General features: G+C 75.1%; 12 protein-coding genes and 1 pseudogene. 4 read left to right on the top strand and 9 right to left on the bottom strand.

Annotated elements, in window-relative coordinates:
• Positions 1-117: 117 nt before the first annotated feature.
• A pseudogene (locus ACFY23_RS15700) lies at positions 118-717 on the bottom strand (NADH-quinone oxidoreductase subunit C); the annotation flags it as partial.
• Positions 718-939: 222 nt separating this feature from the next.
• Here ACFY23_RS15700 and ACFY23_RS15695 point away from each other — a divergent pair.
• Positions 940-1,986 (top strand): glucose 1-dehydrogenase, encoded by a 1,047-nt coding sequence (locus tag ACFY23_RS15695; protein WP_350684838.1) that lies wholly within the window; start codon positions 940-942, stop codon positions 1,984-1,986.
• Positions 1,987-1,992: 6 nt separating this feature from the next.
• Here the strand turns inward: ACFY23_RS15695 and ACFY23_RS15690 are convergent, their stop codons facing one another.
• From ACFY23_RS15690 to ACFY23_RS15670, 5 genes are all read right to left on the bottom strand, one after another.
• Entirely contained in the window at positions 1,993-3,309 is a 1,317-nt protein-coding gene (locus tag ACFY23_RS15690; RefSeq protein ID WP_350684837.1) for a DUF2252 domain-containing protein, read from the bottom strand.
• A gap of 146 nt (positions 3,310-3,455) precedes the next feature.
• A complete protein-coding gene (locus ACFY23_RS15685; RefSeq protein ID WP_350684836.1) occupies positions 3,456-4,046 on the bottom strand; it encodes an NADH-quinone oxidoreductase subunit B family protein in 591 nt (196 codons plus the stop codon).
• 105 nt (positions 4,047-4,151) lie between these two features.
• Entirely contained in the window at positions 4,152-5,654 is a 1,503-nt protein-coding gene (locus ACFY23_RS15680; protein ID WP_350684835.1) for an aminotransferase class V-fold PLP-dependent enzyme, read from the bottom strand.
• On the bottom strand, positions 5,651-7,180 hold the full coding sequence (locus ACFY23_RS15675; protein ID WP_350684834.1) for an MFS transporter: 1,530 nt from the start codon (positions 7,178-7,180) through the stop codon (positions 5,651-5,653). The genes ACFY23_RS15680 and ACFY23_RS15675 overlap by 4 nt, the downstream gene beginning before the upstream one ends.
• A 32-nt stretch (positions 7,181-7,212) precedes the next feature.
• Entirely contained in the window at positions 7,213-7,527 is a 315-nt protein-coding gene (locus ACFY23_RS15670) for an MGMT family protein (protein WP_350684833.1), read from the bottom strand.
• A 61-nt stretch (positions 7,528-7,588) separates the two neighbouring features.
• Between ACFY23_RS15670 and proB the strand changes: the two genes are divergently transcribed.
• From proB to ACFY23_RS15655, 3 genes are read left to right on the top strand one after another with little or no spacing between them, the layout of a single operon-like run.
• Positions 7,589-8,698: a glutamate 5-kinase gene (gene proB / locus ACFY23_RS15665; RefSeq protein WP_350684832.1), complete on the top strand. Its 1,110-nt coding sequence runs from the start codon at positions 7,589-7,591 to the stop codon at positions 8,696-8,698.
• Positions 8,699-8,709: 11 nt separating this feature from the next.
• The gene (locus tag ACFY23_RS15660; protein ID WP_350684831.1) at positions 8,710-9,954 is read left to right on the top strand and encodes a glutamate-5-semialdehyde dehydrogenase; all 1,245 of its coding nucleotides are present in this window, start codon (positions 8,710-8,712) and stop codon (positions 9,952-9,954) included.
• Positions 9,955-9,968: 14 nt separating this feature from the next.
• Positions 9,969-10,586 (top strand): hypothetical protein, encoded by a 618-nt coding sequence (locus tag ACFY23_RS15655; RefSeq protein WP_350684830.1) that lies wholly within the window; start codon positions 9,969-9,971, stop codon positions 10,584-10,586.
• A 70-nt stretch (positions 10,587-10,656) separates the two neighbouring features.
• On the opposite strand, the gene ACFY23_RS15650 is transcribed toward ACFY23_RS15655, so the two are convergent.
• The 3 genes from ACFY23_RS15650 to ACFY23_RS15640 form a co-directional block, all read right to left on the bottom strand.
• Positions 10,657-11,574, bottom strand: coding sequence for a prenyltransferase/squalene oxidase repeat-containing protein (locus ACFY23_RS15650; RefSeq protein WP_350684829.1), 918 nt, complete (start codon positions 11,572-11,574; stop codon positions 10,657-10,659).
• The gene (moeZ, locus tag ACFY23_RS15645) at positions 11,574-12,755 is read right to left on the bottom strand and encodes an adenylyltransferase/sulfurtransferase MoeZ (RefSeq protein ID WP_350684828.1); all 1,182 of its coding nucleotides are present in this window, start codon (positions 12,753-12,755) and stop codon (positions 11,574-11,576) included. The genes ACFY23_RS15650 and moeZ overlap by 1 nt, the downstream gene beginning before the upstream one ends.
• A gap of 109 nt (positions 12,756-12,864) precedes the next feature.
• The gene (locus ACFY23_RS15640) at positions 12,865-13,803 is read right to left on the bottom strand and encodes a DUF3152 domain-containing protein (RefSeq protein WP_350684827.1); all 939 of its coding nucleotides are present in this window, start codon (positions 13,801-13,803) and stop codon (positions 12,865-12,867) included.
• Positions 13,804-13,839: the final 36 nt, after the last annotated feature.

The raw sequence follows: 13,839 nt of genomic DNA, 5'->3' as shown, positions 1-13,839 counted from the left end.
GGGGCCGTCGGCGGCGCCGGCGGGCCGGGCGGTACGGGCCGGACGGGCCGCCGGGGCCGGCCGGGCGGGCCGCTCCCGGGCCGGGCGGGCCGGGACGCCGCCGCGCGGGCCCTCGCCGGCACCGCCCGCGCCGGCCGGGGTCGGTGTCGTCCCCCACTCCCCCGGCGCGGGCACGCCCGGCGGGCGGATCGGTCGGCGCCCGCCCCCGGCCTCGGACTCGCCCGGTTCCTTGGCGCCGGGCCACGGCTTGGCCACCCGCGAGGCGAGCACGAACTCCTTGCGCAGCGGGTGTCCCTCGAACTCGGGCGGCAGCAGCAGCGGCGCCAGCCCGGCGTGGCCGGGGAAGTCGATGCCGAACATCTCGTGCGTCTCCCGCTCGTGCCAGGCGGCGCCCGGGTAGACGTCGACCACCGAGGCGACGGCCGGCGCCTCTCGGGGCACGCGGGTGCGCAGGAGGAGCCCGTGCCGGCGGGTGGTGGACCAGAGGTGCGCCACCACGTCGAAGCCGCCGGCCAGCTCGTCGACGGCGGAGAGCCAGTCGAAGAAGTCGCAGGCCAGCTCCGCGTCGTCGCGGGCCGCGCGGAGCGCGTCCGGCCAGTTCGCCGGGGGTACGTCGACGGTGGCGCGGGCGTGCGCCTGACCGCCGGAGACCGACGGGGTGGCCTCGGCGGGCGCGAGCAGCGCGACCATCCGCTGGCCGACCTCTTCCGGAGTCATGCCGCTGATCCTAGGGCCTCTCCCGCAGGGCCCGCCCGAGCGAGCCGAGGCCCCCACGTGCCCCACCAGAGCGAGCCGAGGCGCCGACGCGCCCCACCGGACCGAGCCACGGCCCCGCCGGCCCGGCTGTTGGCCGTCTCCGGACGGCGGGCGGTCCACCGGTTCGCGGTGATCTGGCCGCTTTGCCCGGCGGCGGGCCGGCCGGCGGGGAAAGATGAGGCCGTGCGTGCTGTGACTGTCACCCCTGGTGTCGCCAACTCCCTGCGGCTGGTGGAGGACCATCCCGAGCCGTCGCCCGAGGAGGGCTCGATCCTGGTCGAGGCGCTGTCGGTCGGGATCTGCGGCACCGACCACGAGATCATCGCGGGCGAGTACGGCGAGGCGCCGCCCGGCGCGGACCGGCTGGTGCTGGGGCACGAGTCGCTGGGCCGGGTGCTGGAGGACCCGTCCGGCACCCTGCAACCCGGCGACCTGGTGGCCGGCATCGTCCGGCACCCCGACCCGGTGCCCTGCCCGAACTGCGCGGTCGGCGAGTGGGACATGTGCCGCAACGGGCAGTTCACCGAGCACGGCATCAAGGCGCTGCCCGGCTTCGCCCGGGACCGGTGGCGGCTGCAACCCCGGTTCGCCGTCGGGCTGGACCGGGCCCTCGCCCCGGTCGGCATGCTGCTGGAGCCGACCAGCGTGGTGGCGAAGGCATGGGACCACATCGAGCGGATCGGCGCCCGCGCCGAGTGGCAGCCGCAGACCGTGCTGGTCACCGGGGCCGGGCCGATCGGCCTGCTGGCCGCGTTGCTGGCCACGCAGCGTGGGCTCGCCGTGCACGTGCTGGACCGCAACACCACCGGGCCGAAGCCGGAGCTGGTCCGGGCGCTCGGGGCGACCTACCACACCGTGACGGTCAGCGAACTGGGCTTCGCACCGGACGTGGTGCTGGAGTGCACCGGGGCGCCGGTCGTCGTCCTGGACGTGATGTGCCAGGCCGGGCCGACCGGCATCGTCTGCCTGACCGGGGTGTCCAGCGGCGGGCGGACCATCGACTTCGACGCGGGGGCGCTCAACCGCGCCCTGGTGCTGGAGAACAACGTGGTGTTCGGGTCGGTGAACGCCAACCGGCGTCACTGGGACCTGGCCGCCGAGGCGCTGACCCGCGCCGACCAGTCGTGGCTCGGCTCGCTGATCACCCGCCGGGTGCCGGTGGAGGCGTACGCCGAGGCGTACACCTCCGAACCGGACGACATCAAGGTGGTGCTGGAGTTCGCCTCCTGACGCCGCTCAGAGGCCGGGCAGCCGGCCGTTGCGGAACAGGTCGACGAAGAGCTGGTGGTCCTGCCGGGCCCGCACCCCGTACGCGTGGGCGAAGTCGACGAGGTGTGCGACGAAACCCGCCTCGTCGGCGTCCACCGCCGCCACGATGGCCTCCTCGGTGGAGTAGTCCACCAGGTCGTGGCTCGACTCGTCGTCGGCGACCGAGTGCATGCGGGCGACCGCCCGGCCCAGGTCGGCCAGCACCCCGGCCAGTTCCTCCGGCTCGTTCACGTCGGCCCAGTCGAGGTCGGCCGCGTACGGGGAGACCTCGGCGACGAGCTGGCCGGCCCCGTCCAGCTCGGTGAAGCCCAGCCACGGGTCGGCGTGCGCCTGGAGCGCCCGCTGCGACTCGGCGGTGCGGTGCCCCTGGTGCTGGAAGTAGCTTGCGATCGACTCGTCGGCGATGTGCCGGGCGACCGCCGGCACCTGGGCCTGCTTCATGTAGATGACGACGTCGTTCTCCAGCGCCTCGGTGTGCCCCTCCAGCAGCAGGTTGTACGACGGCAGCCCGGCCGAGCCGATGCCCACCCCCTTGCGCAGCACCACGTCCTTGATGTGCGTCGCCACCGGGCGCAGCCGGGCCGAGGAGGCCGGCAGCGTGCCGAGGTACTCCTCGAACGCGGCGCACACCTTCGCCCGGGTCTCGCCGTCGACCTCGAAGACGCCGTCGCCGAGGGAGAACCGCCGCTCGTAGTTGTCGATGGTGGTCTGCGTGGCGAGCAGGTCGACCCGGGTGTTGAGCCGGGCCTGCTGGAGCACGCGGCGCAGCACCCCGTCGGCGTTGTCCAGGGTGATCGAGCCGATCGCGTCGTCGCCGCCGGCGGCGATGGCCCGCAGCTCCGTCAGGTACGACCCGGCGAAGCCGGCGACCAGGTCGCTGATCGCCCGGTCGGAGAGCGCCTTGGCGTAGCCGAGCAGGGCCACGCTGGCCGCCAGGCGCTTCAGGTCCCAGCTGAACGGCCCGACGTACGCCTCGTCGAAGTCGTTGACGTTGAACACGAGCCGCCCGGAGGCGTTCATGTAGGTGCCGAAGTTCTCTGCGTGCAGGTCGCCGTGGATCCACACCCGGCTGGTCCGCTCGTCGAGGAACCGGTCGTCGGCGAAGTCGCCGAGCTGGTCGGCGTAGAACAGCGAGGCGCTGCCCCGGTAGAAGGCGAACGGCGACGCGGCCATCTTGCGGAACTTGCGCCGGAAGGCGGCCGGGTCGAGCGCCATCGACTCGCCGAACTCCTCGGTGAGCACGTGGACGATGTGGGCGGAACGCTGGTCCGCGGACTGACTCATGGTGCGCAGGCTAGCCCCCGCCGACCACTCCGGGTTTCCTCCGACCGACCGCCCCTCCCCGGGCCCGACGGTCGGGTCGGGACGGGGGCGGGGACGCGGGTGGGCGGAGCGGGGACGCGCCTCAGCGGGTGCGGCGGGGACGCGCCTCAGCGGGTGGGCGGGCGGACCGGCGGGGCGGTCAGCGACTCCGCCGAGCGCGGGACCGCGTTGGTGGACCCGGCGTCGGCGGGCGGGGCGTCGACCGGCGCGGCGAGCGCGTCCGGCCGGGGCACCCCGCCGATCCCGGACTGCTCGGCGGCGATCTTCTCCTGAAGGCGCAGGATGCCGTGCAGCAGCGCCTCGGGCCGGGGCGGGCAGCCGGGCACGTAGACGTCGACCGGGATGAGCTGGTCGACGCCCTTGGTCACCGAGTAGGAGTCCCAGTAGGGGCCGCCGCAGTTGGAGCAGGCGCCGAACGAGATCACGTACTTCGGCTCGGGCATCTGGTCGTAGAGCCGCTTGATCGCAGGGGCCATCTTGTCGGTGACCGTCCCGGAGACCACCATGAGGTCGGCCTGCCGGGGGCCGTGCGCGAAGGGGATCACGCCGAGCCGCATGAAGTCGTGCCGGCCCATGCTGGTGGCGATGAACTCGATGGCACAGCAGGCCAGGCCGAAGTTGAAGACCCAGAGCGAGTAGCGACGGCCCCAGTTCAGCACGAACCGGATCGGCTCGCCGAGCACTCCCGGCACCTGCACGACCGCCCCCTTCCCTTGGCCCGCCACCAGTCAACCACAGCCCCCGGCGACGCCGACCGCTCGCTCGGGCTGGGCGGCGGCGTCCGACACCGGCGCCGCCGTCGCTCACCAGGCCGGGCGTTGCAGCAGGCCGACGAACTCCACGAGCAGCCGTTCCCGCAGCGCGGGCGGCGCGGCGTTGAGCAGGGTGTTCACCGCCGCCATCGGCCCCGGGCTCGCCGGGGCGTCCGCGCCGGTCGGGGCCGGGCCGCCCAGGCCCAGCCCCGCGGCCAGGCCGGCGACCAGGTCCGGGGTGAGCGCGTCGGGGGTCAGCGTGGTGGCGAGGGCGAGCAGCTCGCCGGGGAGCGCGACCGGGCCGGACGCCCGGGCGGCGGCCACCGCGTCGGCCAGGGCCGGGCCGAACTCGGCCACCCGGGGCGCCACCGCGGCGGTCACGGTCAGGTGCACGCTCGGCGGCAGGTCGGCGTACGCGAGCTGGGGCTGGGTGTGCCAGCCCCGCGCGGTCAGCTCGTCGACCAGGACGAAGAGGTCCAGCCCCGGGTCGGTGGCGGTGAAGCAGACGACGGTCGACTCCGGCTCGGCCGTCAGCCGCAGCCCGTCGACCGCGCGGACGGCGTCGGCCAGCCCGGCCACGGCGTCCCGCGTCTCCGCCGCGAGCCGCAGGTAGCCGTCGTCGCCGAGGTGCCGCAGGGTGGCGTACGCGGCGGCGATCGGGCCGCCGGAGCGGGTCGAGGCGATGACCGGGTTGACCATCGTGTAGCCGGGCCAGTCCGCGTACGCGAAGTACTGCGGGGCGCGCAGCGCCGGGTCGCGGTGCAGCAGCACCGACACGCCCTTCGGGGCGTACGCGTACTTGTGCAGGTCGACCGAGATCGAGGTGACCCCGGCGACGGCGAAGTCGAACGGCGGCACGTCCACCCCGAGCCGCCGCAGGTACGGCAGGGTCCAGCCGCCGAAGCAGGCGTCGACGTGGCAGCGCACCCCGGCCTCGGCGGCGGCCCCGGCGATCTCGGTGACCGGGTCGACCACGCCGTGCGCGTACGAGGGGGCGGAGCAGGCCACGAGCACCGTGTCCGGGCCGATGGCGGCCGCCACGTCGGCGACGGCCGGCCGGAGCGTGGCCGCCGACACGGGCACCCGGTCCAGCGCGACCCGCAGGTAGTGGGCCGCCTTGGCGAACGCGGCGTGCGCGCTGGCCGGCACCACGATCCGGGGCGCGGCGATCTCCGGGTGGGCGTCCCGGGCGGCCTTCACGGCCAGGATCAGCGACTCCGTCCCGCCGCTGGTGACGCTGCCGACGGCGTCCGGCGCGGCGCCGCCCGGGCCGCCGCCGAGCAGCCGGGCCGCCGCGCCCACCAGCGCGTTCTCCATCGCCAGCAGCGACGGGAAGGCGGTCGGGTCGAGCCCGTTGACGTGCGCGCTCCCGGCGTGCGCGGCGGCGGCCAGCTCGTCCAGCCCCGGCACCGCCGGGTCGTAGACGTACGCGAAGAGCCGTCCCCCGTGCGTGGGCCGGTCGGCGCTTCGCAGCGCCCGCAGCTCGGCCAGCACCCGCGCGACGGGCAGCCCGTTCCCGGGCAGCGCGCTCCCGCCCGGCCTCTCGTCGATCATGGGTTCGTGGTGCCCTTTCCGTGGGTGCGGCTCGCCCCGGTCGTCGGCGAGCCCGGCGGGGTCGACGGCCTGCGGCTCTCGTCGCCCGCCACCACCGCGGGACCGGTGGGGTGGGCGGCGTCGGCCTCGGCCAGGCGGGCGGGGGTCAGGTCGTAGGGGCGGAGCAGGAGGACGGCCAGGGCCACCAGGAGTGCGGGGAGGACGGTGAAGCCGATCAGGATGCCGAGCCGGGCGCCGTCGGACTGGGCGGCGGCGGTGCCGGTGTCGGAGGAGACGTAGCCGCCGAGCTGGAGCACCAGGCCGAAGATGCCCGGCCCCAGGGCCAGCCCGAGGGTCTCCCCCGCCGTCCAGAGGCCGGTGAACACGCCGGCCTGCCGCCGGCCGGTGCGCGCCGTGTCGTACGCGATGCAGTCCGGGAGCATGGCGAGGGCGAAGACCTGCTGGCCCGCGTACCCGACGCCGACCAGCGCGACCAGGAGGTAGACCGCCGCTGCCGGCAGCACCGGCGAGGCGGCCAGGGCCAGCGCGCCCGCCGCGAAGATCAGCGACGCGGCGACCAGGGCGGCGAGCTTGCCGACCCGCGCGCCGACCCGGGCCCAGGCCGGCATCACCAGCAGCGCCGGCCCGACGAAGCAGGCGAACAACACGGTCGGCCCGCCCTCGGGATCGCGCAGGATCTGGTCGGCGAAGTAGTTGACCCCGGCGAGGATGGTGGCCACCCCGGCGGACTGCACCACGAAGCAGAGCAGCAGCGCCCGGAACGGCCGGTTGCGCCCGGCGACGGCGAGTTGGGCGCGCAGCGTCGGCTCGCTCTCCCCCACCGTGCCCTCGGGGGCGGACCGGGTGCCGAGGAACGCCCCGAGCGCGCCGGCCACGATCAGCCCGGCGACGAAGAGCCCCATCCAGCGGTGCCCCGGGACGCCCCCGCCGCCCGCGTCGCGCACCAGCGGGGCCACCGCGCCGGAGACGAGGATGGCCAGCGCCAGCACCGCGATCCGCCAGCTCATCAGCCGCGTACGTTCCGCGTAGTCGCCGGTCAGCTCGGCCGGCATCGCCACGTACGGCACCTGGAAGAAGGCGAACGCGGTGGCGGTGGCGAGGAACGCGACGGCGACGTACGCCCCGGCGGCCGGCCCGGTCCCGAACGGCGCGGCGAAGATGGCGGCGAAGAGCACACCGAGCGCCACCCCGGCGCCCAGCAGGTAAGGCCGGCGGGCGCCCCAGCGCGACCGGGTGCGGTCGGAGATCCGGCCGGCGACCGGGTTGACCAACACGTCCCACGCCTTCGGCAGGAGCACCAGCAGGGCGGCCACGCCCGCCGCGACCCCGAGGGTGTCGGTCAGGTAGGGCAGCAGGAGCAGCCCGGGCACGGTGCCGAACGCGCCGGTGGCCAGCGACCCGAGCGCGTACCCCACGTGCACCCGGCGCGGCAGCCCATCCGGCGCGGGCGGGCCGGCGGCCGTCGGCACCGGAACGGCCGACGCGGCGGCGCCCGGCGAGCCGGCTCCACCGGGCGGCGCGTCCATGGGGCCGAATGTTACTCACGTTATGGCGTCGGTCACATCCCCTCTTCCGGGGACCAGGCCGCCGCCCGCATATCCACCCCGTCGCCGCGCAGCGGCGTGCCCTCGGCGCGCAGCCGGGCCCGCGCCTCCCGCTCGTGCCCGGGCGGCAGGCGGCCGGCCGCGTTCACCACCCGGTGCCAGGGCACCCCGCCGCCGTGCCGCGCCATGATCGAGCCGACCAGCCGGGCCGACGCCCGCCCCGAGCGCTCGGCCAGCGCGTCGGCGACCGCCCCGTACGACATCACCCGGCCGGGCGGGATCCGCTCGACCAGTTCCAGCACCGCCTCGACGTACTCGTCAGGTCTCACGACCCGCCACGATATGAGAACGCCACGGGGCGCGCCCGCACCGACCACGCAGAATAGGCGGGTGCGCGACGCAGTCACGGCGGCCCGACGGGTCGTCGTCAAGATCGGATCCTCCTCGTTGACCACCGCCGGAGGCGGGCTGGACGACGGGCGGGTCGACGCGCTCGTCGGCACCCTCGGCGCGCTCGCCGCCGACGGCCGCGAGGTCGTGCTGGTCAGCTCCGGCGCGATCGCCGCCGGCCTCGCCCCGCTCGGGCTGACCCGACGCCCGCGCGACCTGGCCACCCAGCAGGCCGCCGCCAGCGTCGGGCAGGGCCTGCTGATCGGCCGGTACGCGGCCGCCTTCGCCCGGCACGGGCTGACCGTCGGGCAGGTGCTGCTCACCGTCGACGACGTGACCCGGCGGGCGCACTACCGCAACGCGTACCGGACCCTGCGCAAGCTGCTCGACCTGCGGGCGGTGCCGATCGTCAACGAGAACGACACGGTGGCCACCGAGGAGATCCGGTTCGGCGACAACGACCGGCTGGCCGCCCTCGTCGCCGCCCTGGTCCACGCCGACCTGCTGGTGCTCCTCTCGGACGTGGACGCCCTCTGGACCGGCGACCCCGCCCGCCCGGGCTCCAGCCGGATCACCGAGGTGCGCGACGAGCGGGACCTGACCGGGGTCGACATCGGCGGCGCGGGGCGGGCCGGGGTGGGCACCGGCGGCATGGTGACGAAGGTGGAGGCGGCCCGGATCGCCACCGGCTTCGGCATCCCGGTGGTGCTGACGGCCGCGCCGCTGGCCGCCCCGGCGCTGGCCGGCGAGCCGGTCGGCACCCTGTTCCACCCGAGCCGCCGACGCCCGGCGGCCCGGCTCTTCTGGCTTGCCCACGCCACCTCGCCCCGGGGGCGGCTGCACCTCGACCCGGGCGCGGTCGCCGCGGTGGTGGGCCGGCGCAAGTCGCTGCTGCCCGCCGGGATCACGGCCGTGGACGGGGCGTTCACCGCAGGCGACCCCGTCGACCTGGTGGACGTCGAGGGCGCGCCGGTCGCCCGGGGGCTGGTCAACTACGACGCGGTCGAGCTGCCCGGGCTGCTCGGCCGGTCGACCTCGGAACTCGCCGCGGCGCTCGGCCCGGCGTACGAACGGGAGGTCGTCCACCGCGACGACCTCGTGCTGTTGTGAGGAGTGCGGCGATGAGCGTGAGCGAGCAGGCCCGACGGGCACGTACGGCGGCGGAGGCGCTGGCCGTCGCCACGCGTACGGCCAAGGACGCCGCGCTGGTCGCGATGGCCGACGCGCTGGTGGCCCGTACGCCGGAGATCCTGGCGGCGAACGAGGCGGACCTGGCGGCCGGGCGCGCGGCCGGGCTGAGCGCGGCCGTGCTGGACCGGCTCGCCCTCGACGCGGGGCGGGTGGCGGGCATCGCCGACGCGCTGCGGCAGATGGCCGCGCTGCCGGACCCGGTGGGCGAGGTGGTCCGCGGTTCGACCCTGCCCAACGGGCTGGAGCTGCGCCAGATCCGGGTGCCGTTCGGCGTGGTGGGCATCATCTACGAGGCCCGGCCGAACGTGACGGTCGACGCCGCCGGCATCTGCCTGAAGTCCGGCAACGCGGCGCTGCTGCGCGGCTCGTCGTCGGCGGCGAACTCCAACGCGGCCCTGGTCGCGGTGCTGCGCGACGCGGTCGCCGGCGCGGGCCTGCCGGCGGACGCGGTGCAACTGCTCGACGCCAGCACCCGCGACTCGGTCAAGGAGCTGATGCGCGCCCGGGGCCTGGTCGACGTGCTGATCCCGCGCGGCGGCGCGTCCCTGATCCGCACCGTGGTCGAGGAGTCGACCGTGCCGGTCATCGAGACCGGCGTCGGCAACTGCCACGTCTACGTCGACGCCGCCGCCGACCTGTCGAAGGCGGTCGCGATCACGCTGAACGCGAAGACGCAGCGGCTGTCCACCTGCAACACCGCCGAGTCGCTGCTGGTGCACGCGGCGGTCGCCGACGCCTTCCTGCCGCCGGTGCTGGCCGCGTTCGCCGACGCGGGCGTCACCGTGCACGGCGACGATCGCGTAGCGGCCCACTCGGCGGCGGTGGTGCCGGCCACCGACGAGGACTTCGCCACCGAATATCTCTCCGCGGACATCTCGGTCGCCGTCGTCGACTCGCTCGACGCGGCGGTCGCGCACATCCGGCGGTACGGCACGGGGCACACCGAGGCGATCGTCACGGACTCGGCCACCGCCGCCCGGGACTTCGTGGCCCGGGTGGACGCGGCGGCCGTGATGGTCAACGCCTCGACCCGGTTCACCGACGGCGGCGAGTTCGGCTTCGGCGCCGAGATCGGCATCTCCACCCAGAAGCTGCACGCGCGCGGCCCGATGGGCCTGCCCGAGCTGACCTCCACCAAGTACGTGGTGACCGGGGACGGCCACCTGCGCGGATGAGCCTCCGTCCTGCCATGACCCGGCCGAACCCCGCCGTCCTCGCCCGGATCGCCGAGAAGTTGGCGCTGCTCACCCGGGTGGAGGCCGAGCACGACTTCGGCGTGCTCATCGAGGGGCCGGCTCCGCTGGAGCCGATCGCCGGCCTGCCCGGCGTCGCCGAGGTCTACAGCCTGTTCCGGCGTATCGAGGGCGACAACTTCCGGTTCCACGCGCCGAAGCAGATCCTCACCCCGCAGGCGTGGGAGGAGGACGAGGTCAACCCGAACGACCCGATGGGCAGCCCGCTGATCGTCGGCTACGAGATGGACAGCGTCCCCTCCGGCCTACGCGCCGAGATCCGCGGCGGTGACCCGATCTACCTCGACCGGGAAGACCTGGACGTGTATTACATGGAGTCCAGCGCCTACGTCTACCAGTACGAGCACCCCGACGAGGACGTCGAGTTCGCCGTCATCGCCCCCGATGTCGCCACGTTCTTCGACGAGCACGTGCTCGGCCCCCGCTACCCGGAGCTGACGGCCGTCGTCGTCGGCCCCGCCGCCCCCGAGCACCGGCTGCGCAAGGGCCGGCACGCCGGCGAGTACGCCGACAACTGGCGGCGGCTGCTGATCGCCGCCGGCCTCTCCACCTGACCCGGTGGCCGTTGGTGATCAACCAGCTCAGGTGAGGTGCCGGGGCGGCGCATGTCACCCCGGGCGGGTCTCAGCGGCAGGCCCGGATCGCGCTCAGCGTGGTGTGCACGTCGAACTGGTGCCCGTCCTCGCTGTCCCACCCGCCGTCGCGGCGCTGGGTCTCCGCCAGCCGCCGGCGCGCCCGCACCAGCAGCCAGTCCTGCCCGTCGATGCCGACGCGGCGCAGCGTCGCGGCCAGCCAGGCCACGTCGCCCGGGGACAGCTCCGGCACCCGGTCGGCGAGCATCACCTGGATCCGCGCCGCCTCGTGGAACATCTCCTGCCGGTGCAGGACGGCCGCGCCGAGCCAGCCGGCGGGGAGGAAGGACGGCCAGCCGCCGTCCGGGCGCAGCCGCGCCACGAGCGACTGGGCGGCGGCGTGCACGACGCCCGCGTACGCCCCGCCGACCCGGTGGTCCAGCGGGCCGGCGGCCCGGGCGTCGAGGCCGGCGACGGTCAGCCAGAACCCGGCGTTGGCGGTCAGGTAGAACCCTGCCTCGGGATCGCCCGGCCGGGCCCACTCGGGGGCGAGGCCGGCCAGCGCCGGATCCTCCTCCCAGCCGCCGTCGGGCAACTGCCCGGCGGCCAGCCAGTCCAGTGCCCGGCGGGCGGCCGGACGGCCGAGCGCGCCCAGGTCGTCCAGCTCCGAGAGGCGGAAGCAGGTGGCGTCGACCGAGGCGACCTCGCCGCCCAGCGTCGCCGGCCAGCCGCCGCCGGGCGTCTGGCCGACCTCCGCCGCGTCGAGCAGCTCGGGCGGCGGCGGCGCGCCGGTGCGCAGCCGGGACAGACGGGCGCGGTCCACCGCGTCCCCGTGCGCCACGACGAACCCGATCGCGGCATCGATGTCGACCACGGCGGCAACGCTACCGGCGCTCAGGTGATCGCGCCTCGGCGAATCGGCCGAGGTCGCGGGGGTCGGGACGGCCCACCGCGACCTCGGCGACCGCATCAGTACGCGGGCAGCGACGGGTCGATCTGCTTGATCCAGGAGAGCACGCCGCCCTGCACGTGCACCGCGTCGCGGAACCCGGCCGCCTTCAGCGCGGCGAGCGCCTCGGCGGAGCGGACCCCGGACTTGCAGTGGAGCACGATCTGCCGGTCCTGCGGCAACCGGGCCAGCGCCTCGCCGGAGATGATCTCGCCCTTGGGGATCAGCGTCGCGCCGGGAATCCGGACGATCTCGTACTCGGCGGGCTCCCGGACGTCGACGAGGAAGATGTCCTTGCCGGCGTCCTGCCACTCCTTGAGCTCCAGCGCGGTGATGGTCGCGTCGACCACCGCCTCCTGGGCCTCCACCGACACCGCGCCGCAGAAGTCCTCGTAGTCCTCCAGCAGGTCGGTGACCGTGGGGTTCTCGCCGCAGAGCACGCAGTTCGGGTCCTTGCGGACCTTGATCTTGCGGTAGCTCATCTCCAGGGCGTCGTAGACCATCAGCCGGCCGACCAGCGGCTCGCCGATGCCGGCGAGCAGCTTGATCGCCTCGTTGACCTGGATCGAGCCGATCGAGGCGCAGAGCACGCCGAGCACGCCGCCCTCGGCGCAGGAGGGGACCATGCCGGGCGGCGGGGGCTCCGGGTAAAGGCAGCGGTAGCAGGGGCCGTGCTCGGCCCAGAACACCGACGCCTGGCCGTCGAAGCGGTAGATCGACCCCCAGACGTACGGCTTGCCGAGCAGCACCGCCGCGTCGTTGACCATGTAGCGGGTGGCGAAGTTGTCCGTGCCGTCGACGATCAGGTCGTACCGGGAGAAGATGTCGCGGACGTTGTCCCGGTCCAGCGCGGTGTTGTGGATCTCCACGTTGACCAGCGGGTTGATCTCGCGGATCGACGCCGCGGCCGACTCGGCCTTGGACCGGCCGACGTCGGAGACGCCGTGGATGATCTGGCGCTGGAGGTTGGACTCGTCGACGGTGTCGAAGTCGATGATGCCGAGGGTGCCGACGCCCGCGGCGGCCAGGTACATCAGGGCCGGCGAGCCGAGACCGCCGGCGCCGACGCAGAGCACCCGGGCGTTCTTCAGCCGCTTCTGCCCCTCGACCCCGACGTCGGGGATGATCAGGTGGCGCGAGTAGCGGCGGATCTCGTCAACGGTCAGCTCGGCGGCGGGCTCGACGAGCGGGGGCAACGACACGGTGGACTCCCCGGGATCGGCTGGTGGCGAACCGAGCCATTGTCGCCCGTCGCGGGGGCGGTCGGCCATGAGGAGGGACACGTCGCCCGCACTGCGGGAACGGGAATATTCAGATCCCGGGGGCCAGCTCCCCCTCGTAGCGTGAGCCGTCGACGTAGGGCCAGGCGTTGGCGACGCAGCCGTCCAGCCCGTACGTCTGCTGCTGCATCACCGGCGCCGGCTCGCCCGGGGCCGGGCAGGTCTGGTGTTCCTCGCCGAACTCGTGGCCCACCTCGTGGTTGACCACGTAGGTGCGGTAGATCTCCAGCGGCGCCCCGTAGTCCGGAACGGCCTCCAGCCAGCGGGCGAGATTGATGATCACCTGTCCGGGGAGCCGGCAGGAGGTGTAGCCCTCGGTGCTCAGCCCGCCCTCCGCGCACATCCGCTCCGAGGTGTCCGGGGTGGCGAGGTAGACGGTGAAGTCGGCGTCGTCCGCCTCGGCCACCCGCTGCACCCGGAACTCCCCCGAGGCGGTCCAGCCGCGCGGGTCGCCCAGCACCTCGTCGACGGTGGCGGCGAAGGCGGCGACGTCCTGGCCGGCGCCCGACTCCACGGCCACCCGGTAGCGCCGCACCGGCCCGTCGACGCCCCGCACCGGCGACTCCCCGCTGGCGGCGACGAAGCTGCCGGTGCCCTCCCGCGGGTGACCGGTGTCCTCCTGCGGGTGGCCCGTGTCCTCCTGCGGGCGAACGGTGGGCCGCTCGTGCTCGCCCGCCGCGGCCCCGTACGCCGCCCGACCCGGGTCGCCCGTGGGCGGCTCGCCGGCCTGCCCGTCGGGCCGGGGGGCCAGGGTCACCACGACGGCCGCCGCGAGCAGCAGCGCCAGGCCGAGCCCGATGAGGCGCCGGTCCCGGAACAGGCCCGACCAGCGCCGGCCGCGGGGCCGCGGCGACGGCGACGGCGACGGGGGCGGCGACGGGGGCGGCGACGGCGACGGGTGGAGGTTCGGCGACGGCGACGAGCGGCGGTTCGGCGGACCAGGCGGGTCGCAAGGGGACGACGACGTCATGAAACGAGCGTCCCACGCCAATCGGGCGTTACCCCG

Source organism: Micromonospora sp. NPDC000121, assembly GCF_042899165.1.
Classification (GTDB): Bacteria; Actinomycetota; Actinomycetes; order Mycobacteriales; family Micromonosporaceae; genus Micromonospora.
Note: the sequence above shows the minus strand (reverse complement) of the source record. Positions and strands in the feature narration are given on the sequence as shown.

What these genes read in the sequence shown, in the direction of transcription:
- ACFY23_RS15690 (WP_350684837.1), bottom strand. Translation starts at nt 3,309, where the DNA reads ATGAGTCAGTCCGCGGACCAGCGTTCCGCCCACATCGTCCACGTGCTC.
- ACFY23_RS15680 (WP_350684835.1), bottom strand. Translation starts at nt 5,654, where the DNA reads ATGATCGACGAGAGGCCGGGCGGGAGCGCGCTGCCCGGGAACGGGCTG.
- ACFY23_RS15675 (WP_350684834.1), bottom strand. Translation starts at nt 7,180, where the DNA reads ATGGACGCGCCGCCCGGTGGAGCCGGCTCGCCGGGCGCCGCCGCGTCG.
- ACFY23_RS15660 (WP_350684831.1), top strand. Translation starts at nt 8,710, where the DNA reads ATGAGCGTGAGCGAGCAGGCCCGACGGGCACGTACGGCGGCGGAGGCG.
- ACFY23_RS15655 (WP_350684830.1), top strand. Translation starts at nt 9,969, where the DNA reads ATGACCCGGCCGAACCCCGCCGTCCTCGCCCGGATCGCCGAGAAGTTG.
- ACFY23_RS15650 (WP_350684829.1), bottom strand. Translation starts at nt 11,574, where the DNA reads ATGCGGTCGCCGAGGTCGCGGTGGGCCGTCCCGACCCCCGCGACCTCG.
- ACFY23_RS15640 (WP_350684827.1), bottom strand. Translation starts at nt 13,803, where the DNA reads ATGACGTCGTCGTCCCCTTGCGACCCGCCTGGTCCGCCGAACCGCCGC.